General features: G+C 66.9%; 29 protein-coding genes. 11 read left to right on the forward strand and 18 right to left on the reverse strand.

The genetic code is table 11. The annotated features are described in order from the left end of the window. The first annotated feature begins 35 nt into the window (after positions 1–35). The 4 genes from OMP43_RS03660 to OMP43_RS03675 all read left to right on the forward strand — a co-directional run bounded on the left by OMP43_RS03660 (position 36) and on the right by OMP43_RS03675 (position 4,088). Positions 36–173 carry a hypothetical protein gene (locus tag OMP43_RS03660; RefSeq protein ID WP_167298226.1) on the forward strand — a complete coding sequence of 46 codons (138 nt, stop codon included), beginning with the start codon at positions 36–38 and terminating at the stop codon, positions 171–173. Then, on the forward strand, positions 154–1,971 hold the full coding sequence (locus OMP43_RS03665; protein WP_280278348.1) for a hypothetical protein: 1,818 nt from the start codon (positions 154–156) through the stop codon (positions 1,969–1,971). Before OMP43_RS03660 ends, OMP43_RS03665 begins: the two co-directional genes overlap by 20 nt. Further along, positions 1,968–2,873 (forward strand): tyrosine-type recombinase/integrase, encoded by a 906-nt coding sequence (locus OMP43_RS03670; protein ID WP_280278350.1) that lies wholly within the window; start codon positions 1,968–1,970, stop codon positions 2,871–2,873. Before OMP43_RS03665 ends, OMP43_RS03670 begins: the two co-directional genes overlap by 4 nt. A gap of 267 nt (positions 2,874–3,140) precedes the next feature. Next, on the forward strand, positions 3,141–4,088 hold the full coding sequence (locus tag OMP43_RS03675; protein WP_280278352.1) for an acetyl-CoA carboxylase carboxyltransferase subunit alpha: 948 nt from the start codon (positions 3,141–3,143) through the stop codon (positions 4,086–4,088). A gap of 2 nt (positions 4,089–4,090) precedes the next feature. Here the strand turns inward: OMP43_RS03675 and OMP43_RS03680 are convergent, their stop codons facing one another. The 3 genes from OMP43_RS03680 to OMP43_RS03690 all read right to left on the reverse strand — a co-directional run bounded on the left by OMP43_RS03680 (position 4,091) and on the right by OMP43_RS03690 (position 4,957). Further along, positions 4,091–4,243: a hypothetical protein gene (locus OMP43_RS03680; protein ID WP_280278353.1), complete on the reverse strand. Its 153-nt coding sequence runs from the start codon at positions 4,241–4,243 to the stop codon at positions 4,091–4,093. Between the two features lie 226 nt (positions 4,244–4,469). Then, the gene (locus OMP43_RS03685; protein WP_086128950.1) at positions 4,470–4,637 is read right to left on the reverse strand and encodes a Flp family type IVb pilin; all 168 of its coding nucleotides are present in this window, start codon (positions 4,635–4,637) and stop codon (positions 4,470–4,472) included. 131 nt (positions 4,638–4,768) lie between these two features. Then, positions 4,769–4,957: a Flp family type IVb pilin gene (locus OMP43_RS03690; protein WP_167298229.1), complete on the reverse strand. Its 189-nt coding sequence runs from the start codon at positions 4,955–4,957 to the stop codon at positions 4,769–4,771. 61 nt (positions 4,958–5,018) lie between these two features. Here OMP43_RS03690 and OMP43_RS03695 point away from each other — a divergent pair, with 61 nt between their 5' ends. Then, positions 5,019–5,453 carry a (deoxy)nucleoside triphosphate pyrophosphohydrolase gene (locus tag OMP43_RS03695; RefSeq protein WP_280278355.1) on the forward strand — a complete coding sequence of 145 codons (435 nt, stop codon included), beginning with the start codon at positions 5,019–5,021 and terminating at the stop codon, positions 5,451–5,453. On the opposite strand, the gene OMP43_RS03700 is transcribed toward OMP43_RS03695, so the two are convergent. After that, complete coding sequence (locus OMP43_RS03700; RefSeq protein ID WP_280278357.1) at positions 5,450–6,973, reverse strand: FAD-dependent monooxygenase; 1,524 nt, start codon at positions 6,971–6,973, stop codon at positions 5,450–5,452. The genes OMP43_RS03695 and OMP43_RS03700 overlap by 4 nt on opposite strands. Positions 6,974–7,198: 225 nt before the next feature. Further along, positions 7,199–8,044 carry a methyltransferase domain-containing protein gene (locus OMP43_RS03705; RefSeq protein WP_280278359.1) on the reverse strand — a complete coding sequence of 282 codons (846 nt, stop codon included), beginning with the start codon at positions 8,042–8,044 and terminating at the stop codon, positions 7,199–7,201. A 42-nt stretch (positions 8,045–8,086) separates the two neighbouring features. Here OMP43_RS03705 and OMP43_RS03710 point away from each other — a divergent pair, with 42 nt between their 5' ends. From OMP43_RS03710 to OMP43_RS03720, 3 genes are read left to right on the forward strand one after another with little or no spacing between them, the layout of a single operon-like run. Continuing rightward, on the forward strand, positions 8,087–8,833 hold the full coding sequence (locus tag OMP43_RS03710; RefSeq protein WP_280278640.1) for a ComF family protein: 747 nt from the start codon (positions 8,087–8,089) through the stop codon (positions 8,831–8,833). 34 nt (positions 8,834–8,867) lie between these two features. After that, positions 8,868–9,125, forward strand: a complete 258-nt coding sequence (gene grxC, locus OMP43_RS03715) for a glutaredoxin 3 (protein ID WP_280278360.1) — start codon at positions 8,868–8,870, stop codon at positions 9,123–9,125. 15 nt (positions 9,126–9,140) lie between these two features. Continuing rightward, on the forward strand, positions 9,141–9,611 hold the full coding sequence (locus OMP43_RS03720; RefSeq protein ID WP_280278362.1) for a DUF1178 family protein: 471 nt from the start codon (positions 9,141–9,143) through the stop codon (positions 9,609–9,611). Between the two features lie 142 nt (positions 9,612–9,753). Here OMP43_RS03720 and OMP43_RS03725 read toward each other — a convergent pair whose 3' ends face one another. From OMP43_RS03725 to OMP43_RS03780, 12 genes are all read right to left on the reverse strand, one after another. Next, entirely contained in the window at positions 9,754–10,899 is a 1,146-nt protein-coding gene (locus OMP43_RS03725; RefSeq protein ID WP_280278363.1) for a site-specific integrase, read from the reverse strand. Positions 10,900–11,159: 260 nt separating this feature from the next. Then, the gene (locus tag OMP43_RS03730; RefSeq protein WP_280278364.1) at positions 11,160–11,450 is read right to left on the reverse strand and encodes a hypothetical protein; all 291 of its coding nucleotides are present in this window, start codon (positions 11,448–11,450) and stop codon (positions 11,160–11,162) included. After that, on the reverse strand, positions 11,447–11,623 hold the full coding sequence (locus OMP43_RS03735) for a hypothetical protein (protein ID WP_280278366.1): 177 nt from the start codon (positions 11,621–11,623) through the stop codon (positions 11,447–11,449). The genes OMP43_RS03730 and OMP43_RS03735 overlap by 4 nt, the downstream gene beginning before the upstream one ends. 124 nt (positions 11,624–11,747) lie before the next feature. Further along, positions 11,748–11,996, reverse strand: coding sequence for a DUF2312 domain-containing protein (locus OMP43_RS03740; RefSeq protein ID WP_280278641.1), 249 nt, complete (start codon positions 11,994–11,996; stop codon positions 11,748–11,750). Positions 11,997–12,112: 116 nt separating this feature from the next. Then, the gene (locus tag OMP43_RS03745; RefSeq protein ID WP_280278367.1) at positions 12,113–12,274 is read right to left on the reverse strand and encodes a hypothetical protein; all 162 of its coding nucleotides are present in this window, start codon (positions 12,272–12,274) and stop codon (positions 12,113–12,115) included. After that, entirely contained in the window at positions 12,274–12,699 is a 426-nt protein-coding gene (locus tag OMP43_RS03750; RefSeq protein ID WP_280278368.1) for a hypothetical protein, read from the reverse strand. The genes OMP43_RS03745 and OMP43_RS03750 overlap by 1 nt, the downstream gene beginning before the upstream one ends. After that, complete coding sequence (locus OMP43_RS03755) at positions 12,696–15,449, reverse strand: toprim domain-containing protein (RefSeq protein WP_280278369.1); 2,754 nt, start codon at positions 15,447–15,449, stop codon at positions 12,696–12,698. The genes OMP43_RS03750 and OMP43_RS03755 overlap by 4 nt, the downstream gene beginning before the upstream one ends. Before the next feature lie 107 nt (positions 15,450–15,556). Then, positions 15,557–15,874, reverse strand: a complete 318-nt coding sequence (locus tag OMP43_RS03760; RefSeq protein WP_280278371.1) for an ogr/Delta-like zinc finger family protein — start codon at positions 15,872–15,874, stop codon at positions 15,557–15,559. Next, entirely contained in the window at positions 15,871–16,311 is a 441-nt protein-coding gene (locus OMP43_RS03765) for a hypothetical protein (protein WP_280278372.1), read from the reverse strand. The genes OMP43_RS03760 and OMP43_RS03765 overlap by 4 nt, the downstream gene beginning before the upstream one ends. 53 nt (positions 16,312–16,364) lie before the next feature. Next, positions 16,365–16,703, reverse strand: coding sequence for a hypothetical protein (locus tag OMP43_RS03770; RefSeq protein WP_280278374.1), 339 nt, complete (start codon positions 16,701–16,703; stop codon positions 16,365–16,367). Continuing rightward, positions 16,700–16,936, reverse strand: coding sequence for a hypothetical protein (locus tag OMP43_RS03775; RefSeq protein ID WP_280278376.1), 237 nt, complete (start codon positions 16,934–16,936; stop codon positions 16,700–16,702). The genes OMP43_RS03770 and OMP43_RS03775 overlap by 4 nt, the downstream gene beginning before the upstream one ends. Next, entirely contained in the window at positions 16,933–17,292 is a 360-nt protein-coding gene (locus tag OMP43_RS03780) for a hypothetical protein (protein ID WP_280278377.1), read from the reverse strand. The genes OMP43_RS03775 and OMP43_RS03780 overlap by 4 nt, the downstream gene beginning before the upstream one ends. Positions 17,293–17,366: 74 nt before the next feature. Between OMP43_RS03780 and OMP43_RS03785 the strand changes: the two genes are divergently transcribed. The 3 genes from OMP43_RS03785 to OMP43_RS03795 all read left to right on the forward strand — a co-directional run bounded on the left by OMP43_RS03785 (position 17,367) and on the right by OMP43_RS03795 (position 18,885). After that, positions 17,367–17,729, forward strand: coding sequence for a hypothetical protein (locus OMP43_RS03785; RefSeq protein WP_280278379.1), 363 nt, complete (start codon positions 17,367–17,369; stop codon positions 17,727–17,729). Between the two features lie 10 nt (positions 17,730–17,739). Beyond that, complete coding sequence (locus OMP43_RS03790; RefSeq protein ID WP_280278381.1) at positions 17,740–18,255, forward strand: hypothetical protein; 516 nt, start codon at positions 17,740–17,742, stop codon at positions 18,253–18,255. A gap of 117 nt (positions 18,256–18,372) precedes the next feature. Continuing rightward, entirely contained in the window at positions 18,373–18,885 is a 513-nt protein-coding gene (locus OMP43_RS03795) for a hypothetical protein (RefSeq protein WP_280278383.1), read from the forward strand. A 260-nt stretch (positions 18,886–19,145) separates the two neighbouring features. Here the strand turns inward: OMP43_RS03795 and OMP43_RS03800 are convergent, their stop codons facing one another. Then, a complete protein-coding gene (locus OMP43_RS03800) occupies positions 19,146–20,363 on the reverse strand; it encodes a Vps62-related protein (protein ID WP_280278385.1) in 1,218 nt (405 codons plus the stop codon). Between the last annotated feature and the right edge of the window lie 30 nt (positions 20,364–20,393).

Consider the following 20,393-nt stretch of genomic DNA (forward strand, 5'->3'; position numbering starts at 1 on the left):
AGGCCCGCGAAGTCACAATTTCCGGACCCTTTTTCATGTCCCGCTTGATCGTTGCGCTGATCGTCATTCTCGTCGTCCTGGTCGGCGGCCTCTTCTTCCTCGCGGGCCGCGAGACGAAGAAGGAGCCGGTGCGCATGGAGAAGGTGGTCCCGCTTGACAATCTCGCGAATTAAGCGCCGCCACATCGCCTTCGGGGCGCTGTTGCTGGCCGGCGCGGCGGTGCCCGCGCTGGGGCAGCAGGACAAGCCCGAATCGCTGCTGCCGCCGGGCTTCGACGAGCCGGCGCCCACTCCGGCGCCGCGCCCCGCCCCCGCGCCGGCCGCAACGGCGCCCGCCGCGACGCCCCCCGGCGCGCCCGGCAGCGCGCCGATCCCGAGCGCGCCCGCGCCGGGCGGCGACACCGCGCTTTCCAATAGCAGCGCGGTCGAGGATGTGACGGCGACCGGTCCGGTCGACCTGTCGCGCTACGAGCTGCCCGAATTCGCGAAACATTCGCTGAACCGCGTCGGCGTGCTTGCCGCGGGCAACACGCCGTTCCCCGCCAGGGGCTTCGGCAATGCCGATGGCCGTACCCTGGCGGTGCTGATGCAGCGGCTGCGCGCGCCGGTGGCGTCGCGCTGGGCGTCGATCGCGCTCCGCCGCGCGCTGATGTCGCCGCTCGACACGCCGCGGCATGCCAATGGCGCCGATTTCGCCGCCGAGCGCGCCTGGCTGCTGCTGCGCATGGGCGAGGCCAATGCCGCGCGCGCGGTGGTGAACGACGTCGATGGCGACAATTACACGACGCGCCTGCTCCAGGTGGCGATGCAGGTCTCGCTCGCCACCGCCGATCCAGGCGGCATCTGCCCGATCGCCGAGCGCGGCAACCAATATATCCAGCAGCGCGGCTGGGCGCTTGCCCGGGCGATGTGCGCCGGGCTCGCCGGCAAGCCCAACGAGGCGGGCCAGTTGCTCGACGAGGCGCGCGGCGGCACGCCCGCCAGCGATATCGACAATCTGCTGGCCGAGAAGGTGCTCGGCACCGGCGCGCAGGGGCGCCGCGCGGTCACGCTCGAATGGGGCGGCATCACCCGGCTGACCGCCTGGCGCTGGGGCCTCGCCACCGCGACCGGCCAGGAAGTCCCCGCCTCGCTCTACGCCACCGCCGGCCCGCAGGTCCGCTATTGGCAGGCGCTCGCCCCGCAGCTTTCGCCCCGCCAGCGCGCCGCCGCTGCCGAGCTGGCCGCCACCGCCGGCGTCTTCTCCAGCGCCGGCCTTGTCGACCTCTACAGCGAGATCGCCGAGGGCGACGATGCCAGCACCACCGAGGGCGGCGTCGCCCGCGATCTGCGCATCGCCTATACCGACGGCGATGTCGGGGACCGGATCAAGGCGATTCGCACGCTCTGGGCCGAAGCGAGCACGCCGCGCACCCAATATGCCCGGCTGATCCTCACCGCGCGCGCGGCTTCCTGGATCCCGGCCGACGCCAAGGTGGAGGAGCCCGAGAAGCTGATCGCCTCGATGCTCTCCGCCGGCTATGAATCGAAGGCGATGGAATGGCGCCAGGTGGTGCCGCGCGGCAGCGTCGCCTGGGGCCTGCTCGCGCTCGGCGATCCCGGCGCGCAGGGCCCGGTCGCCTATGGTGATTTCGATGCGTTCAAGGATGCCGCCGGGCAGCGCCGCGCCCAGCTGGCCTTTGCCGGCCTTGCCGGCCTCGGCCGCTTCGAGAGCAGCGACGCGCGCCGCGGCGCCCAGGCGCTCGAGGTGCAGATCGGCGCGCAGAACGCCTGGACCCGCGCGATCGACGCCGCCGGCCGGCGCGGCGATTCGGCGATGGTGGCGCTGCTCGCCGCGGTCGGCATGCAGTCGCGCGTCTGGGACAATGTGACTCCCGAGGCGCTGTTCCACATCGTCGCGGCGATGCGCGCCGCGGGGATGGCCAGCTATGCGCGGATGATCGCCGTGGAGGCGGTCACGCGATCGGCTTGAGCGTCTCCGAAGACCGGGCGCTGATCGAGCGCTTCCTCGAGATGATGCGGGCGGAGGCGGGCGCCGCTGCCAATACCATCGCCGCCTATGGCACCGATCTGCGGCTCGCCTCCGAATTTCTCCGCGGCGGGCTGGGCGGGGCCGGGCGGCCGGAGCTGGAGCGGCTCGGTGCCGAGTGGCAGCCGCTCTCGCGCGCCACCGTCGCCCGCAAATCGGCGGCGCTGCGCCGTTTCTATGCATTCCTCGCCGATGAGAAGCTGCGCGCGGACGATCCCTCGGCCATGCTGCCGCGCCCCGGCACCGCGCGCGCATTGCCCAAGGTGCTCGGAGTGGAGGATGTCGACCGGATGTTCGCCGCGATCGATGCGCGCATCGCGCGGGTGCCGCCCGATCCGAACGACCTGCGGCTGCTGGCGCTGATCGAGCTGCTCTATGGCTCTGGCCTGCGCGCCACCGAGCTGGTGTCGCTGCCGCGCAACGCCGTGTCGCCCGACCGGCCCTATCTGATCCTGAAGGGCAAGGGCGGGCGGGAGCGGCTGGTGCCGATCTCGGACCGCGCCCGTGCCGCCGTCGCGGCGTGGCGCGGGCATGTCGCGGCGGACCGGCCCTTCCTCTTTCCCTCGGGCAAGGGGCATCTCTCGCGCATCCGGCTCTACCAGCTCGTCCGCGCGCTGGCCGGGGAGGCGGGCATCCCGCCCGACCGGGTGAGCCCCCATGTGCTCCGCCATGCCTTCGCCACCCATCTGCTGGAGGGCGGCGCCGATCTGCGCGCGCTGCAGGCGATGCTCGGCCATGCCGATATCGCGACGACCGAGATCTATACCCATGTCGACAGCCGCCGGCTGGTCGAGCTGGTCAACCAGCGGCATCCTTTGGGTGAAGCGCTGGGGAAGCGAGGCTAGCCGCCAGATTGAGAACCCAAGAAAAGTATTTGATTTTCTTTCGTCATTCCGGGCTTGAGCAGGGATCCCGCTTCTTCTTCCGTCCGTAGGGCAGCGGGACGCCGGCTCAAGGCAGGGGCGACGAAAGAAGAAGATGTGCCCTCGACCTAACCGCCATCCCGGCCTTGTGCCGGATGAGGGTTGGAGCGGCTTCCGCGCCTCACAACGGGATCGCTCAACCTACCCGCTCGTTGACGTAGCTTCGCGCCAAGGTTAGCCCGCGCAGCGATGACCACTTTCCTCGACTTCGAGAAGCCGATCGCCGAGCTTCAGACCCGCATCGACGAGCTGCGCCAGACCGCGGAGGGCGGCGCCGTCGATATCGATGCGGAGATCGCCCCGCTCCAGGCCAAGGCCGAGAAGCTCCTCAGGGATACCTATGCCAGGCTCACGCCCTGGCAGAAGACCCAGGTTGCCCGCCATCCCGAGCGCCCGCACTTCAAACATTATGTCGCCGGGCTGATCGAGGAGTTCATGCCGCTGGGCGGCGATCGCGCCTTTGCCGACGACAATGCGATCCAGGGCGGCCTGGGCCGGTTCCGCGGGCGCAGGGTGATGGTGATCGGCCATGAAAAGGGCGACGATACCGCCAGCCGGCTCAAGCATAATTTCGGCATGGGCAAGCCCGAGGGCTATCGCAAGGCCATTCGCCTGATGGCGCTCGCCGACAAATTCCATCTGCCGGTGATCACCCTGGTCGACACCTCGGGCGCCTTTCCCGGCGTGCAGGCCGAGGAGCGCGGCCAGGCCGAGGCGATCGCGCGCTCGACCGAAGCTTGCCTCAATCTCGGCGTGCCGCTGGTTGCATCGATCCTTGGCGAGGGCGGCTCGGGCGGGGCGATCGCGCTTGCCGCGGGCAACACCGTGCTGATGATGGAGCATGCGGTCTATTCGGTGATCTCGCCCGAGGGCTGCGCCTCGATCCTGTGGCGCACCGCCGACAAGGCGGCGGAGGCGGCGGAGGCGATGAAGGTCACCGCGCAGCACCTGAAGGAGCTGAAGGTGATCGACCGGATCGTCGGCGAGCCGCTGGGCGGTGCGCACCGCGAGCCCGGTGCGGCGATCCATGCGCTGGGGGATGCGATCGAGGAATCGCTGCGCAAGCTCGACGGCATGTCGCCCGAGAGCCTGCGCCAGGCGCGCCGCGCCAAGTTCCTGGCGATGGGCCGGATCTGACGCTAGCGGACCGGAGCGATATGCTCGGCGGCGGCCATGCTCGCCCCGATCATGCCCAGGCCCTGGATGACCGCGAGCACCGCGCAAAGCGCGAGGAACGCGACCACCGCCAGCTCGATCCGCGTCACCGCCTTTTTGGAGGAAAGCTGCTTCATTCCTTCCTTATAGGAGAGTCGGCTGTACGCCGGGTGAAGCGGCCCGTTCGCCGCGGTTCAGGAAAACTACTTGGATGCGCGCGAAGGTAGCGGCCTCGCACCGGTCAGGGTTCGCAAGCGCGAACGCGCGCCCGCGCCCGGACATGATCCGGGGGGGGCTTCCGGCAAGAAAAGGGCGGCGGAACCAAGGTCCCGCCGCCCGTTCTCGTTCGTTTCGTCGGAAGGCTTACGAGACCTTCATGCTCGCCGAAACGTTGGTGAAGGTCGACTTCAGCGAGTTGCCGAGGCCCTGCATGGCAGCAATCGCGGCGACGGCGATCAGAGCGGCGATCAGGCCGTACTCGATGGCGGTCGCGCCCTTCGAATTCTTCAGGAAGTTGCGGATCTTCTGCATAACCGGTCTCCAGTGTTCAAGGATTGCTTCATTCACCCGGCCTCACCGGAGACTCCGGTTCGGCAACTCGAAACTACGGTTGGGAAGTAAAGAAACGGCTAAGAGCGAGTGTTACGGCATCGTAACCAGAATCAGGACTGGGTGGCCGCCTGCACCTTGTTGGTGACGTTGCTCCACATGTCCGTGGTGGTGTTGGCGACGCTCATCAGGCTGGCCATCATTGCAATGACGATGAGCGCGAGGATGAAGCCATATTCCACTGCGGTCGCGGCGCGGCGGTCGTGCATCACATCGCGGATCGCTCGTACAAGGGCTCGCATTGTGGGCGCTTCTTCTCCAATGATGGCAACAATCTAGCCGAAGAGGCTTAACGAAAAGCTGATGATTGCTTCTGACATGTTGCTCGTCGTGGCGGCTGCCCTGATCGATGATCGCGGCCGGGTGCTCCTCCAGCAGCGCCCGCCGGGCAAGCCGATGGCCGGGCTCTGGGAGTTTCCGGGCGGCAAGATCGAGCCGGGCGAGCGCCCCGAAGCGGCGCTGGCCCGGGAGCTTCACGAGGAGCTGGGGATTGCGCTCGACCCGTCCGGCCTCGCGCCGCTCGCCTTTGCGAGCGAGCCGCTGGACGGGCGGCACCTGCTGTTGCTGCTCTACACCTGCCGGGCATGGGCGGGTGAGCCGGTCGCGCACCATGCGACGGCGCTGCGCTGGGTGACCCCGGCGGAGATGTCGGGGATGGCGATGCCGCCGGCGGACGTGCCACTGGTGGCGGCGCTGGCGGGGTGGCGTGGCTTCGCGGACGCGCCCGGGAAGGCCTAGCCGAACCACCGCGCCGCCGCGCGCTCCGCCTCGCCCGCGTCCGGCCCGCCTTCGCTCGCCCAGGCGACGACGCCGTCGGGGCGCACCAGCACCGCACTCAGGCCGAGCCGCACCTTCGCGTCGCATGCCACATAGTCGATCCGCCCGTCCCGGCGCGCCGCCACGGCGTGCAGCGGCGCATGGGCGTCGAAGTCGAGCAGCAGGCCCTTGCCCTCGCACAGCAGCGGGCCGGCCTGCCGTCCGTCGGCCAGCGCGAAGTCCGGCATGCTGCGGCCGGCCAGCGGATGGGTGCCGTCCAGCGCGTAGCGTAGCGAGACGCCCGATACGCGCTCGGCGAAATAAGTCGCGCCGTCGCGGGTCGCGGTCAGGTCGCGGACGATGGCCGCGAGCGCGCGAGTGCCGGGGCTGGGTCGCATGAGCGCCACTTGCGCGCGCGACCAGTCGAGCACCTTCGCGCCTGCCGGATGGCGTTCGGCCGCATAGCTGTCGAGCAGGCTGGCCGGCGCGGTGCCCCGGATCGTGGCGGCCAGCTTCCATCCCAGGTTCATCGCGTCGCCGATGCCGAGGTTGAGCCCTTGCCCGCCCAGCGGCGAGTGGATGTGCGCGGCATCGCCCGCGAGCAGCACGCGCCCCTTGCGATAGGCCGTCGCCTGATGGGCGCGGTCCGTCCAGGTCGTGGCGAGCCGGAGCGCGCGCAGCGTCACCTCCGTGCCGGTCACGCGGCGCAGCACCGCCTGAACATGTTCGGGCGTGATCGGCCGGGTCCGGTGAAAGGCGCCGCCGTCGAAATCGACCATCGCGATCGTGCCCGGCGGCGCATAGGTGAACATGCCGGCCGCGCTATAGTGCCGGCCGGGCGGGAGCGCGTCTGGATCGGCGAGCTCGACTTCGGCCGAATAGCCGGTGAACTCGGGATCGGTGCCGGCAAAATCGAAGCCGGCCGCCTTGCGCACAAGGCTGCGCCCGCCGTCGCAGCCGATCAGCCAGCGCGCGCGGAACGTCTCGCCGCCGGCATGGACCGCCACTTCGTCCCCGGACGAGACGAGGTCGTCGACGCCGCAGCCGCGCCGGATCGAGACGCCGATCGCGCTCGCCCGCGCCGCCAGCACGGTCTCGAACGACTCCAGCGTCACTGCCATGCCGGTGCTCGCGGGGCTCGGCAGGTGCCAGGGCCAGGCCGCGGGATCGACATCGTCCTGATAGAATTGGATGCCGGCGAAATGCCCCGCCGGCCGCCGGGGCTGCCGCGCCCAATGCGCGGCGACGGGGGAGGCGGCACCGGCGCGCTGCGCCGCGACGACATCGTCGAGCAGCCCGCGCCGGTAAAGCGCCTCGAGCGTCGGCGCCGACAGGCCGCGCATCCCGAAGGGGAGCCGCTTCAGCGGCGAATGCGGGTCTTCCGCCTGCTCCAGCACCAGGACGGACAGGCCGGCCAGGCGCAGCTCGCAGGCGAGGAACAGGCCAACGGGGCCGGCCCCGGCAATGACGGCATCGTGAAGTACGGTGTGGCGGTGTGGCATGAACTACTCCCAAGTCGATGGTTCGACCGGAGCGTTTCCCGTGCTGGAGACCCGCATGGACGAACCACGGAGCGCCCGGTGGCGTCCGATGTTCGTCGTGGGGATCCCGGGCGCGAGGCCAAAGACCAGAGCTTTCGTTACCGAAAGGACTTGGGCTTACCAGACCAAGCCTGCCTTTTCCGACGCGGCGCCTTTAGCGCCGTGGCTGCGAAACCGCAACCGCGCTCATTGCTTCACGCGCAGCGCCTCGGCCAGGCTCGTCGTCGCGCTGCCGCGTCGTGCCGGCCTGGGCTGCGATTCGTCCGGGGCCCAGCCGGTCAGGTAGACGATCTCGAAACGCTCCGCCGTCCGGCCGTCCGGATCGGCGCGTTCCGCAAAGGCCTCCGCGGCCTGGGCCAGCGTGCCGCGAGTGAGGGGCGGCGTGCCGGGCAGCAGGTTTGTCGCGGCCATGCCGCGCAGGTCGCGGAGCAGCGAGAACATGCTGCCATAGCGCACGGTCAGGGTCTCGACGTCCGCCACCGGCAGCGCGAAGCCGGCGCGGGTGAGCAGGTCACCGGCCGCGCGCACGTCGATCTGCGGGTGGAAGCGCGCGACCGGCCGCTCCGCCTCGGCCCTGAGGAAGGCGCCGCGCAGGGTCGCCAGCGTACCGGCGCCCAGGAACGCGCCCAGGAACAGTCCGTCGGGCCGCAGCGCCCGGCGCGCCAGGGCGAGCGCGCCCGGCACGTCGTTGATCTGGTCGAGCACGCCCGCGCTCACCACCAGGTCGAAGCTGGCCTCGGGAAAGGGGTGGCGATCCTCGTCGGCATGGACGCCGCCGGCCATCGCCGCGAAGCCGGCGCCGGCATCGATCCGGGTGATGCGCGCGCCCGGCAAGTCGAAGCCGCCGCCGAAGCTGCCCAGGTCGAGCACGTCGCCGAACGCGCGCTTCACCGCCGCCAGCCGGTCCTGGATCCCCTCGAGCATGTGCTCGCGCACGAACCCCTCGTAGCGGCGGGCGGCGCGGTCGCGGCGCTTGCGGCGCAGGGCGCGGTCGAAGATCTCGGCGGAATCGCTGGGTCCGTTTTGGGGCATGGCGCGCTTGTGCGCCGCCGCGCCGCCGGGGACAAGGCGGGCATGGCCCGGTTCGGCGACTATTGCGCATCCCTGCGCCGCATCGCGGACCTCGCGTTGCCGCCGCGTTGCCCGGGCTGCGGCACGATAACGCCGGCGGACCATCGCTTCTGCGCTACCTGCTGGGCCAGCCTGGATTTCCTCGGCCCGCCCTGGTGCGCGGCCTGCCATGCGCCCTTCGATCACGACCGGGGCGAGGGCGCGCGCTGCGCCGCGTGCATCGCCCAGCCGCCGCCGCATGACGGGATCCGCGCCGCGGTCGCCTATGGCGAGGTGGCGCGGGCGATCGCGCTCAAGCTCAAATATTCGGGACGGCTCGCCTGCGCCGCCACCATGGCACGCGCCATGGCCCGGCTGATGCCCGGCGAAGCCGAGCTGATCGTGCCGGTGCCGCTCCATCGCTGGCGGCTCTGGTCGCGCGGCTACAACCAGGCGGGGCTGATCGCCGCTTCGCTCGCGCGCGCGCACGGCCTGCCCGCCGCGCCCGATCTGCTGCGGCGGGTGAAGGCCACGCCGGTGCTGCGCGGCCTGGGTCCCCGTGCCCGCGCCAGGGCGGTCGCCGGTGCCTTCGCGCTCGCGCCGGACGCCGGCGCGCGCCTTTCCGGCAGGACGGTGGTGCTGGTCGACGATGTCCATACCAGCGGCGCCACCGCCAATGCCTGTGTGCGGGTGCTCAAGCGCGGCGGTGCGGCGCGCGTGATCCTTCTGTGCTGGGCGCGCGTTCTGATGGAAGGCGAGGGCGCGGATTGACAAGCGCCCGGCACGACCACAGGTGTATGCCGCAATGCCCAAGATCGAAATCTACACCAAGGCGTTCTGCCCCTATTGCTACCGCGCCAAGGCGCTGCTCGACGGCAAGCACGCGGAATATGAGGAGATCGACATCTCGATGGGCGGCCCGCGCCGTGCCGAGATGATCGACCGCGCCCATGGCCGCACCACCGTTCCGCAGATCTTCATCGCCGGCGCGCATATCGGCGGGTCCGACGACCTGGCGGCGCTCGATGCGCGCGGCGGGCTCGATCCGCTGCTCGCCGCGTGACGGGATCGGGCGGCTGTGATCGTCTTCGACCTCAAATGCGGCGCCGGCCATGTCTTCGAGGCGTGGTTCGGGTCGAGCGCGGCTTATGAAGGCCAGCGCGCCGCCGGGCTGGTCGCCTGTCCGATATGCGGCAGCGCGGAGGTGGCCAAGGCGGTGATGGCGCCCAATGTCGGCGCCAAGGGCAATCAGGCGCCGGCGCCCGTGCCGGCATCCGCCCCGGCCGTCCGGGGCGAGCCGGCACTCCCGCCGGAAATGCTCAAGGCCGCGATGGCCGCGCTGGCGGGCGCGCAGGCGAAGCTGCTCGAGGGCTCGCAATGGGTCGGCACCGCCTTTGCCGACCAGGCGCGCGCCATGCATCTGGGCGAGGCGCCCGCCGCGCCGATCCACGGCCAGACGAGCATGGCGGAGGCGAAGGCGCTGATCGACGAAGGCGTTCCCGTCGCGCCGCTGCCGCTGCCGGTGGTGCCGCCCGAGGCCTGCAATTGACCGGCCGCGCCCGGCCCGATACGACGCGCCTCCGAAACCCGTTTGTGCCCCGGTAGCTCAGCAGGACAGAGCAACGGTTTCCTAAACCCTCATGTGGGTGCCGGTGTTGGTCTCGGGAACGGCAGATTTCTGACGATTTTTGCTACTCCGAAGCTGCTGACCGCCGCTTGTGTGCCCTCTTTTGTGCCACCCCTGACATCGCCGCGGCGGCCTGCTCGGGCGTGAGGAAGGCCAAGTAGATCTCGGTGGTCTTGACGCTGCTGTGGCCCAGCTCGCGCTGCAGGTCGTAGATGCCGCCTCGGCCGTTGCGCAGATACTCCACGGCAAAGAGGTGTCGGAGCGCGTGGAAGTTGAAGCGGCGATAATCGATGCCGGCTTTTGCGGCTCGCTTGGCGGCGCGCACGGTGTAGTCGCCGAAATTCGACGCGACGTTGCGATAGCGCTGGGCAACAGGCTTTCCTTCGGGATTTTCCTCCAGATGCCAGAACACGAACGGACAGCGCAGATGGCGGGGCTGGCGCTTTACTATCTCGACAGCGCGGCGCGTGAGCGTGACCGTGCGCATCCGATTGCGCTTGCCGACGATCGTCGCGTGTCGGCCGACCAGGTCGAGCATGCCATGCTCCAGCCCGGCGATCTCTTCCTCGCGCATCCCGGTCTCGCGAGCGAACAGCATCATATCGCCGAACCGCGTGCTCTGGCGGCCGACCGTGTATTTGATGTCGGCGTCGGTGGGGAGCACGATCGGGTCGCGCCGCTCCTGCAGGCGCTTCCGCGAGTGGGCGCGGGCGGCATTGGTGTCGTCCTCTAGCCAGCCTTCCTCGATCGCCAGGTCAAGAACGCTGGCGATGGCGGTCAGGTCGCGGCGGATCGTGGCGTTAGTGACGCGAAGGGCCTTGCGGCCCTTCACCAGCTCGCGGATGCGCTCCGCATCGATCTCGTGCACCTCGCGGCCATCGAGCCAGGGCCGGCACTCGCGCAAGCTTGTCTTATAGCGCGAGACGGTCTTAGCGCTCTTGGTCTTGTTGCGGATCTCCTGCGACATGGCCTCGTCCCAGGCGACCACGGCGGATTCCCAGCCCATCGGGCCAGCGATGCCGAAATGCGTCTGGTTCTCGATCTCCTCGCGGCGAGCCCTCAGCCGCTTTTCCGCGACGCTGACAGAGCGCGTTCGTAGGCTTTCCCGGTATTCGATCCCCGCGACTTTGAAACGCGCCCAGTAGATTCCGTTCCGCTGGTAGAGGTTTTTCGGCATCTCTTCTTCGATCGATTTATCCGTGTCGACCAACGTTTGAGATCGGTCACCACGAAGAGCCAGCGGCCCGCCGGCTTCGAGGCGCCGGGAATCGCACCGCGAGATGCTAGATCTTGCAACGTCCTGTAGGAAAGCCCTGTTATCTCGTATGCGCCGGCGATGCCCACGCGGGTAGGTTCGCGCGCCACACTAAAACCCCAGCTGATAGGCAAAGCCGGTTAGAAAGCTGATTGCAATCCAGAACGCCGACCACGCAACGAGGAAGACGGTGGCCGCGAGCAGACGGCGAGGGGTCAATTGTCGATCCTTTCGCCGGTGATGCGCGCGTTCATCTCGAAGGCGCGTTCGGGGGTGACGGTGGTGCGGGTGGCGGGCGCCTGCGTCGTCGCGAGCAAGCGGCGTGCCTCCAGGCAGTTGGCGGACCAATCGGCGAGGCGGCGCTCCTTCCAGGCGCTGCTGATCGCCTGGCGAAGCGGCCTGGGCAGCGCGAACCAGTGCGGGCGACACATCAGCTTGCCGCAGCTGATTTCTTCCGCGCATTCGGGCGCGTGGCAGATGCTTTTCGGGCGGGTACGGGATTTCATGCCGCGATCCTCCTGGGTGCGCGGATCCCCAAGGCGCTGGCGCGCATGCGGATCGTGTCGAGGGAGCGATGGGGCAGCAGCCGACCGACGTGCTTGTATCCGCCGCGGGGATATTCCTCGCGAAGGATCTGCAGTTCGGCGGGCTGCCACCGCTTGTAATGGGCGCCGATCATCGCTGGCGGCTCCCGGCGATCGACACGATCACGGCGAGCACCAAAGGGATTGCGGCGACGATTGCGACCAGGCCGAGACCGAGGGCGCGGAACGGGCGGGGCCGGCGGGCGGGCTGGGGCGTACTCATAGCCCGAGCGCCAGCTTGTAGGTTTCGATGATGAATTCCGCCTCGTCGCGGTGGTGCTTCTCCATCTTCCGCATCGCGACGATCGCGCGCATGCCTTTCACGTCGAAGCCCGTCGATTTGGCCTCCGCGTAGACATCCTTGATGTCGTCCGCGATGCCCTGCTTCTCCTCTTCGAGGCGCTCGATCCGCTCGATGAGCAACTTCAGCTGCTCGCCGGCGACCTGCGTGTTCTCGTTCGCAACGATGGGGTCGGGGCGCGGGCGCGGCTTCTTCTTCCCCTTTGCCGGAGCCGTGTCGCCGATCATGGGGACATGGCGTGCGATGCCGTCGGCACCGCGCTGGGTGCGCATGGTCAAGCTGCTCATCGGGAAAGGGCCTCCCACCCAAGTTGGAACAGGGCGCGACCAGGCATCAGCAGGAAGCCGGCGACCGCGAACCAGATGGTCAGGCGGTCGAACAAGCGCGAAGCTGGCGGCGCGCAGGTCGCGCAACGGCAGCCCAGGGTGCGGATCGGCGCGCGCATCAGTCGTTGCCCCCGCAGCGCGTGCACAGGTTCGGTGCCGCCCATCCACAGCGCTGATCCGGCCAGCGCTCGCAGCAATCCCATTCCGAGCAGCCGCAGCCGCGGCAGATTTGGGGGTGACGATCGGCGGGCTCGGTGGCGAGCTGGCGATAGACGTTCGCGTCGATCGGGAAGGCGCGGCCGAGCAACGCGATCGACTTGAGATCGAGCGCGACGAGGCCGGGCGTCTCGAGCTGGCGGATCAGGCTGCGCACCTTGGCCTGGTCATCGGCCTTGACCGCGATCAGCGCCGCGACCCGGGCGATGTCCAGCTTCGACGCCTTGCGGCGCAGGGCGACATAGCCCGCCGGCGTGAGCGCCTGGCGCGTGGTGGTAACGGGGACATTTTTCGGCACGGCACGGCCGACAACGGGGGCAAGCATCATGCTGCGGCTCCTTTTCTTTCGGGAGGTGCGGACGATTTCCGCGAGGGATCGGGGTTGGCGAAAACCCAGCAATCGACCGTCCTGCCGGTGTGCCGGGAGTTGACCGCCTTCACGTCGATGAAGCGGCGGGATTTCGATGTTTTCAGGTGCCGTTTCAGCTCGTGCAGCGTGCAGGGCAGGCGGAGGCCCGCGGCGCTGCACCGCGTCTCGAATTGCACCAGGTTGATGGCGAACTGATCGGCCGCGCGGGCATGATCGATCGCGAAGGTGTTCGGCAGCGCCGAGCTGCGCGCCGTCTCCAGATCCTGGGCGAAGAAGTGGTCGAACTTCTCCCAGAACGCCGTGACATGCGGGTGATCGGCGCCGTTGAGCTGGTGACGCTCCACCAGCATGGCGAGGATCAGCCTATGCGCGGCGGCGACGTCGCGATCGTCCAGGTTGGTGACGACGATGCGCATGGCATCGAGCATCGCCGCGAGCTGGGCATGGTTCTTGGCGAAGCGATAGTCGCCGCAGCCGGGATGCTTCAGCATCGCCGCTTCGTGGCGGGCGAACCCCTCGCGATAGGCCGCGAGGATCTGCTCCTCGCGCCGGGCGATATGGACCGGGAAGCCGGATATGTCGGCGATCTGGGCGGCCTTCAGCCTGTCGGCCGCCGCCTTGCCCTCATCGGAGAAGCGGCCCTTGTCGAAGTGCACGCCCATGATGCGCTCGCGGATCGCGTCCGATCCCTCGACCACGGCGTTCTGCGCGATGACGACGGCACCGCGGAACGGCGGTTCGAACGTCTCCATGCCGCCATTGGCAATGGCGCGGGTGCGGACGGCGCGACCGTCATATGCGGTCTTCAGCTCGTCCCACTCGAAACGGCGGGAATGGTTCGTCTCCTGGCTGCGGTCGCCCTCGATCAGCACCACGGGCAGGTTCGCGACCTGGCCGAGGGTGCGCGCGATGCCGGCGGAGGTGGCCTTGGTCGGATCGAAACCTTCGTATCCGGGGCGGCCCACCAGGCGCCACAGGAAGGCGAGCAGGGTGGTCTTGCCGCTGCCCGGCACGCCGGTCATTTCGAGAAAGCCCAGGCTTTCCTGGAAAGAGCGGACCTGTTCGGCGAACAGGCTCAGCACCCAGAAGGCGAGCACGACCAGGCCCTTCGGCCCATATGCGATGGTGAGCGGGCGCGCCCAGGACAGGTCGAGCTTCTCGGCATCGTAGGAGATGCGCAGCATCCGCTCCGTGGTGCGCAGCTTCACCGATTGGCGACCGAGGACGAAATAATCCTCCTCGTTCTTCTCGATCACGCGCCCGCGGTGCACGGCGATATCGCCGAAAATGTAGGCGCTATGGTCGATGGAATAGCCGGTGAACTGCAGGGCCTCGACCGTGCGGATCGTGCGCCACTGTGTTCGCGCGATCTGGGTGAGCTGCTTCTGCGATCCGGTCCACAGCCCGCCGGGCGCGACCGAGGCGAGCCGCTTGGTGAACTCGCCGCTGGTGGTCATCGCACCGCCGGAAAAGGTGGCCTTGGTGCTGGGCTGCTTGGGAAAATCGACGCGGACGAAATAGGCGCCTTCCTCGATGCCGAAATCGCGCTGGAAATAGAGGACGCGGAAGACGCAATTCGCGATCTCCTCGACCTCCACGGCCGCCTCGGCGGCCCGGTCCCACTTTTCGTCCTTGCCGAGCGCGTCGAATTCCGGATCGCCGGCCATCTCTTCCAGCGCGGCGTTGATGCGGTCGAGCGAGAAGCTGGCCCAGAACAGGCGGCGTTCGAAGGTGAGCGAGAAGCTGGCGAACCGGTTGCGCCGGTAGATCAGCATCGCCTTGGCCTGGACATCCGGCGCGATCGTGACTTCGCCGTTCCAGCGATAGGTTTCGAGATCCTCGGGCTTGAGCCGGTCCTCGATCGCCAGGTCATTCCAGTCGAGCTTTTCGCCCTCGCCATCGGGGAAGCTCTGGGCGGCGCCGGCTTCCCAGCCGTCTTCGCGGGCGCGCTTCACATATTTGCGGGCGAACTCAGTGCCGGCCTTGCCGGGATCGAATGCGAAGATCAGCTTCGGGGTGGAAAGGTTGAGCTCGCCGCACTTCTGCCGGAGCGCGGCCAGCGCATCCTCCGGATAGTTGTTGGTCGACATGGTCGAGACGGCGACGATCTTGCCGGACTGGACCAGGGCGATCGTGTCGAAGATGCCTTCCGCGAGCCAGATTTCATCGGCCTGGGCCAGCGTCGTTAGGTCGTGCCCGGGATAGGTCCACCACTGGCCCCGATAGCCGACTCCATAGGAAAAATTGGCCTTCTGCTTCCCGAAGCGATGGGGCTGATCGATGATCCGCTCCCAATATCCGCCGCCGGGCATCGGGAAGCGCACGGTGGCGCTGCCGATGTTCAGCGCCGAATGGTGGAAATGTTCCTGGCTGTAGGAGCCGCGCAGGCCCATGAGATCGAAGCCGCGCTGGTGCGCCAGATAGGCATCGGCCGCCGCGTGCGGGTCTTTCTCGGTGCGAACGTACCGCTTCGACCAATCATCGAAGATGTCCGGGTACAACTCCTTGACCCGGCCTTCCCAGCCGCAGCGATCGAGCCGACCGCAGCGCAGCGTCCAGGGCTTATCGGCGACGGCATAGACTTCGCGCTTGCCGCAGCCGCCATGCTCTTTCGGGCACAACCCCTGGCGCAGATAGGTGCGCTGCTCCTTGAAGCCGAAATCGGCCTTCAGGCGGGCAGTCACTTCCTTGTGGAGATCGTCGCGCATGGAGAGGGCAGGTCTTTCGGGCAAGCGGAGGGCGCTCCCGGAAGCGGGATGCTTCCGGGTGGAGGTGGTCGGGCTGGGCCAGGGAGCCGGGTGGAAGAGCTAGCCGGTCAGGTGGCGGCCCCCTCGGCCGCCGGCGGCTGTTCGTCGTTGGCAGGCGTCGGGCCGGTATCGTTCGCCGGCACGCCCCACTTCTTGACGGGCAGGGTGACAGAAGGATTCGGGATCGCGCTCTGGCGAACGATGTGCGTCGCGGTGAGCTGGCCGACGAAGATGCAGCCGCATTCCTCGTCGTTGGTGCAGATCATCCGCAGCTCGCGCACGATCGGCGTCACCTCATTGTTGCTGCGCACGATCGCGCGGGATCCGCAGTGCGGGCAGTGGAGGCTGGGCAGCCTCGGGCGGGATTTTCGTTTGGCGGCCGTCATTGGGGTTCCCCCTTCGCTTCCCCGATCGGCCCAGCGCCGTTCGGCAGGAGTGCAGTGAGGTGCCGCGTGACGACCGCCATCGCTTCGCAGGCTTCCTCGTTCTCGGACAGCGCGACATAGATCGCGCGTGGATCTGGATTTCCCGGCCTGGTCACGGCGATGCTGGCTGCGACGGCTTCGCCGAACTCCCTGGCCGCGACCGCAATCGCCGCGGACAATGCGAGCTGGCAGGTGATCTGGCGGCCAAGCTCGATATCGAGCATCCGGGAATAGACTTCGTGCAGGGGCGTGCCGTCCCCGCCGGCGGCGACATAGGCGCTATCGAGCGTCACCGCCTGCATCAGCGTGGGATAGGCCTCTGCCGTCGGGTGCGACCATTTGCGCACCAGGCGCTCGCTGCGGGCCACGATACGGGCCATGTCGGGATAATCGACCAAGCCCGCGATCCTGGTGATCGCGCGAGGGAAGGTGAGGGGTTCGCGGGCGCGGGTCAAAACGGGATCGCTTCGTCGCAAGGGGTGCAGAACACGCGGACGGGGGCGACCGAGCCCGCATCGGACAAGCCCGCGCCGCACTCGCTGCAGCGCCGCTCGATTCTGGCTTGGGCGCTGATCCGGATATGGACATCCATCAGCGTGTTCAGGAGCATGTTGCGACACACTCGCCTGGTCAGCCGTTCCCGGAGATGGCGAAGTTCGTGCGCCAGGCGGGCTCGCTGCGCAAACAGCTCGTCCAGCGCCGTGGAAGGATTGGCGCCCTGGGCGGGAGAGATACCCAGGGCGCCGGTGCCCGCGCTGCGACCCGCGGGGTTATCGGTGATGGCGCTCATGCGCGGAGTCCTTCGAAGGAGATGTAGAGGCGTCCGCCGAAATCGATCAGGCTGACCTGCACGCCGCGCATGGGCGAAACCTCGCGCAGATCGACATGCTTGGTGCCGCGATCGTCAGCGACCTTGACCAGGTCATCGAGCGCCATGCGCAGGGCGGGGAGCGTCCGGACCTGGTGAGCCTTGATAGAGACCGGTTTTGGCGCGTTGCCGGTGAAGTCGAAGCCGGTGCTCATGCTTCACCTCGCGCTTTGGCGATGGCGGCGCGAACAGTTGCGAGGCAGGCCTCCGATCGAGCGAGGATTTCCTTCGCACCGGTGCTGTGCGGCCGGCGCTTGGTCTCGGTGCGATCACGCGCGACGCACGCTGTGCAGAGAACCTCTGCGTTCTCCAGCGCCTCCAGCAGCTCCGGCGCGGCGGCGATCAGGCGGGCGTTGGCGCGCATCTCCTCTGTCGGGTCATAACCAAAACTCGACACCGAGGGATTGAAGTGCATCCACGCCTTGTCGTGGCCCATCGTCACAGACAGCAGGCCATTGCCGCCATCGTCGTTTGCGGTCGACCACGGCCCCGGCGTATGCTCCACGGACATCATTTTGCCTTCGGGTGCGAAATGCCGCTCCGATCGCACGCGACGATCGGAGCGGCGGTGGATACGACGGCGTCATGGCAAGGGGGCACTGGGGCGACGCCGTCGCGTTCAAAGAGATCCGGCTGATCGTCGCTGCCGTCGCCGTCAGCGGCGGGCAGTGGGTACAGGTCCACCCGGAGTTGGTGGCGGCAAACGCCGGTCAGTTTCTCGGCGGCCAGGACCAATTCGCCAGGCAATGGGCGCTCGTGCTTCAGAAGGTAGGAAATGCGCTGCTGGGATGTGCCAACGCCCAAGGCGAAGGCCGATTGCGACGTGGCAATCCTTACCGCTTCTACGAAGGCGAGATATGCTTGGCGCGTGTTCATACAAGAGAATTACCTAAGACAGGTAATTACTACAAGAGTTTTTGTAGCGGCGCGCTACAAATTTTTTTGTAGGCCCTTGGGCATGAGCGTTTCTGAGGTTGCGGCTTGGGTGAAATCGGAGCGGGCTCGGCTGGGCTGGTCGGCTGCTGAACTCGCTGCGCGCGCGCGTCGCCACGCTGAAGCGGCGGGCTCCGAGACCGGCCTCAGTCAGCAATCGATCTCCGCATTTGAAAATGGCACGGCCAAGCGGATGCCTGCCTGGTTCCAGCATGTGCGGGCTGCTTTTGACGAGGCGAACGCGGGAACAAGTCTCGCCGCACCAGAGAACGCGAAAACGCTTCAGTTCGTTACGATGCGCGTCGCATTGCCTAGTGAAGCTGCGCTGACGAGGATGTTTGAGGGCCTGCTGCTGCCGCTCGATCACGAGCTTTCGCGGGCCGAACTCGCTCGAATCCTCGCTCAGCGTCTGCCAATCGGCCTCGCGCAAGTTCAAGCTCTGCTGCCGCAACTCGACCAGGACGGAGCGCGCGGAGCCGATGAAGCTCCTCCAGCTCCCGCCACAGGTGGTCGCGAGTCGCCGCGAGCACCGCGCACATGACGTCGCAACGTGGGCAGGACTGCTCGCATCCAGGAGTCAGCCGAAATACCGGTTCGCTCAACGACTCGTTCCGATTCGTGTTCTCGTTGTGTTCTAGCTCGCAGGAATTTTCCTACAGTGCCAAATGAATTCGCACCGCGGCGGTTCTTCGCCTTGCTCGCGCTGTTGTTGGCTGCCGGATGCGGTGCCTCCGAGCAGCCGAAACCCGTTGCCACGTCGGTGCCCAAAGCGGCCGTGAAGAACGATGGCTATTACGAGCCGATACTGAATCTGACGATCGATCTTGGGCAGGACACTCCAAGGGAGGGCGCCCTGCTGGAGCGTGCCGGCGCCGAGGTGTTAGCGGTGGGCAAGGCCATGACCGATGGGCACCCGCTGGTGCCGGGGAAGATCGACACCATCAACTTCACCATCCTCGGACCCGCCGGCGCTGAACCAACGGTGGGGCGGAAAATCGCCCATTTCTCGCTTGATGGGCAGCAACTCCGCCAGCTCGCGCATATGGGCGCGAACTCCGAGTCGGTGCTCGATGCCGCAAAAGGGTTCGGCTATTGGACGCCAGCGAACGACGATGTCGTGAAGTCCTATTGTAGCGCGCATCCCTCGGCGCAGGTCTGCAAGTCGCTCTAGGCGTTGTCTGCATTCATCGTATCCAGATCATGGCGCATGCGAGATGGACGAAGCCCACTCGGGTGAGGCGGCTGGCGCGCGAGCGCACGTATCATGGCCGAGGGCGACTATCGCAATCTACTCCACCGGAGCAGCTCGCGCCGAACATGACTTGAGGGTCGGGATATTGTCGTTTTCCAGACGTGATGGCGCTGTCCGATAAAGCTTTGTAACCAAGCTATGCCCTATCTCCGATGAAGTCTCCTCGAAATGCTACAAATTCATCCTGGATCTGCTCTCGAGGATATCGTTGCCTTCTGGATATTATGCGCCGCGGGCGGATATTGATCATGCGCTACATTGTCGACGTCGAATCTGAGATCACGTCCGACGACCGTACCATCGGCGCGGGTTACCCTGAACGTATAGGTTGTTGTCCACAATGCAGCGGCAACGCCTGGGGGCGTAGTGAGATTACGAATGACAGTGGTGCTCAATAGGCTGGAGGTGCTGGAAGAAGCGATATGCGTAAACTGATAATTAAGTTCAATCTTGAATTTTATCTTGTCGCCGATATCTAGCCCAGCCTTCACACCAGTGCTATGCGCGAAGGATTGTGCCTCGGTTACCGTAAATCCAACAGTGACCGATTTAGTTATGGTCTGCGGAGCGGTCGTTGTGTTGTCGTCAAATGCTATCAATGACCAATTTACGGATCGCTCGATAGTGCAGAACGGATCTTCGATCTTGTTTAGACTTGGTCGATCGGTTCGATCGAGCAATGCTGTGAAAGGTAAGACAACGCTACGATCTTTTACTGGTGAGATAGGATCGCGCGGCTCTCGACGACTCTTCAACATCGGCCTTTCCGGCATGTCGCGCTCGTCTACCACGATCGGGATTTGAATAACTCTCGCCAGACCAGCATCCGGCGGAAAATCATAACTGGCAACGCCGATGAATGTATCTGGCGCCAATATACCCATCTGCAGGTCTCTGGAGGAATCGCCGACTTCGACAGGCCATGCCGCAATGTCGTGCCTGCCCTTTGAGCCGGCATCTCGCCACGCCGGGCCAGAGGTAAAAACACCACTCGTTACCAAATCGGCACGGACGCACCAGATATCACTAAGACTTGGCTTCAAGTAACCCGATGCGGCAACGTCACCCAGCGCTACATATCCTTCCGGTGGAACTGGCCGCCAGACCGAGCAATTCGTCTTGGCTCCTGATCCGTGATCGTCCCAGACCCAGGAGTAATCGAGAGGAGCCGCCAACGCCACGTGGTCAGGCGCATTGGCAAGCAACATGGATGCACGGTTGAAGTTGATGTTCGCATGGCCGCCGACACAAACACTACCGAGCGGACGAAAATTGCCGTCGCTCTTGGGATGCCAGAATGTGCCATCCCAACGAGCGCCGCTTCCATGATCTGCATAACGCAGTTTATATTGCGATGTCAGGGTTATAAGGACGTCACCGTAACGTCGATATTTCATGGCGCTCTCTCCGTCGACGATTCTTTTCCC

Origin of the sequence: Sphingomonas sp. CBMAI 2297 (assembly GCF_029870595.1) — a bacterium.
GTDB lineage: Bacteria > Pseudomonadota > Alphaproteobacteria > Sphingomonadales > Sphingomonadaceae > Sphingomonas.

Bases quoted from the DNA above. Each gene is read 5' to 3' on its own strand.
- OMP43_RS03675 (WP_280278352.1), top strand. From the start codon at position 3,141: ATGACCACTTTCCTCGACTTCGAGAAGCCGATCGCCGAGCTTCAGACC.
- OMP43_RS03770 (WP_280278374.1), bottom strand. From the start codon at position 16,703: ATGAGCGCCATCACCGATAACCCCGCGGGTCGCAGCGCGGGCACCGGC.
- OMP43_RS03780 (WP_280278377.1), bottom strand. From the start codon at position 17,292: ATGTCCGTGGAGCATACGCCGGGGCCGTGGTCGACCGCAAACGACGAT.
- OMP43_RS03790 (WP_280278381.1), top strand. From the start codon at position 17,740: ATGAGCGTTTCTGAGGTTGCGGCTTGGGTGAAATCGGAGCGGGCTCGG.
- OMP43_RS03685 (WP_086128950.1), bottom strand. From the start codon at position 4,637: ATGCAGAAGATCCGCAACTTCCTGAAGAATTCGAAGGGCGCGACCGCC.
- OMP43_RS03695 (WP_280278355.1), top strand. From the start codon at position 5,019: ATGATTGCTTCTGACATGTTGCTCGTCGTGGCGGCTGCCCTGATCGAT.
- OMP43_RS03705 (WP_280278359.1), bottom strand. From the start codon at position 8,044: ATGCCCCAAAACGGACCCAGCGATTCCGCCGAGATCTTCGACCGCGCC.
- OMP43_RS03735 (WP_280278366.1), bottom strand. From the start codon at position 11,623: ATGATCGGCGCCCATTACAAGCGGTGGCAGCCCGCCGAACTGCAGATC.
- OMP43_RS03710 (WP_280278640.1), top strand. From the start codon at position 8,087: ATGGCCCGGTTCGGCGACTATTGCGCATCCCTGCGCCGCATCGCGGAC.
- OMP43_RS03755 (WP_280278369.1), bottom strand. From the start codon at position 15,449: ATGCGCGACGATCTCCACAAGGAAGTGACTGCCCGCCTGAAGGCCGAT.
- grxC (WP_280278360.1), top strand. From the start codon at position 8,868: ATGCCCAAGATCGAAATCTACACCAAGGCGTTCTGCCCCTATTGCTAC.
- OMP43_RS03730 (WP_280278364.1), bottom strand. From the start codon at position 11,450: ATGAAATCCCGTACCCGCCCGAAAAGCATCTGCCACGCGCCCGAATGC.
- OMP43_RS03700 (WP_280278357.1), bottom strand. From the start codon at position 6,973: ATGCCACACCGCCACACCGTACTTCACGATGCCGTCATTGCCGGGGCC.
- OMP43_RS03785 (WP_280278379.1), top strand. From the start codon at position 17,367: ATGGCAAGGGGGCACTGGGGCGACGCCGTCGCGTTCAAAGAGATCCGG.
- OMP43_RS03680 (WP_280278353.1), bottom strand. From the start codon at position 4,243: ATGAAGCAGCTTTCCTCCAAAAAGGCGGTGACGCGGATCGAGCTGGCG.
- OMP43_RS03760 (WP_280278371.1), bottom strand. From the start codon at position 15,874: ATGACGGCCGCCAAACGAAAATCCCGCCCGAGGCTGCCCAGCCTCCAC.
- OMP43_RS03660 (WP_167298226.1), top strand. From the start codon at position 36: ATGTCCCGCTTGATCGTTGCGCTGATCGTCATTCTCGTCGTCCTGGTC.
- OMP43_RS03750 (WP_280278368.1), bottom strand. From the start codon at position 12,699: ATGATGCTTGCCCCCGTTGTCGGCCGTGCCGTGCCGAAAAATGTCCCC.
- OMP43_RS03800 (WP_280278385.1), bottom strand. From the start codon at position 20,363: ATGAAATATCGACGTTACGGTGACGTCCTTATAACCCTGACATCGCAA.
- OMP43_RS03745 (WP_280278367.1), bottom strand. From the start codon at position 12,274: ATGCGCGCGCCGATCCGCACCCTGGGCTGCCGTTGCGCGACCTGCGCG.
- OMP43_RS03690 (WP_167298229.1), bottom strand. From the start codon at position 4,957: ATGCGAGCCCTTGTACGAGCGATCCGCGATGTGATGCACGACCGCCGC.
- OMP43_RS03775 (WP_280278376.1), bottom strand. From the start codon at position 16,936: ATGAGCACCGGCTTCGACTTCACCGGCAACGCGCCAAAACCGGTCTCT.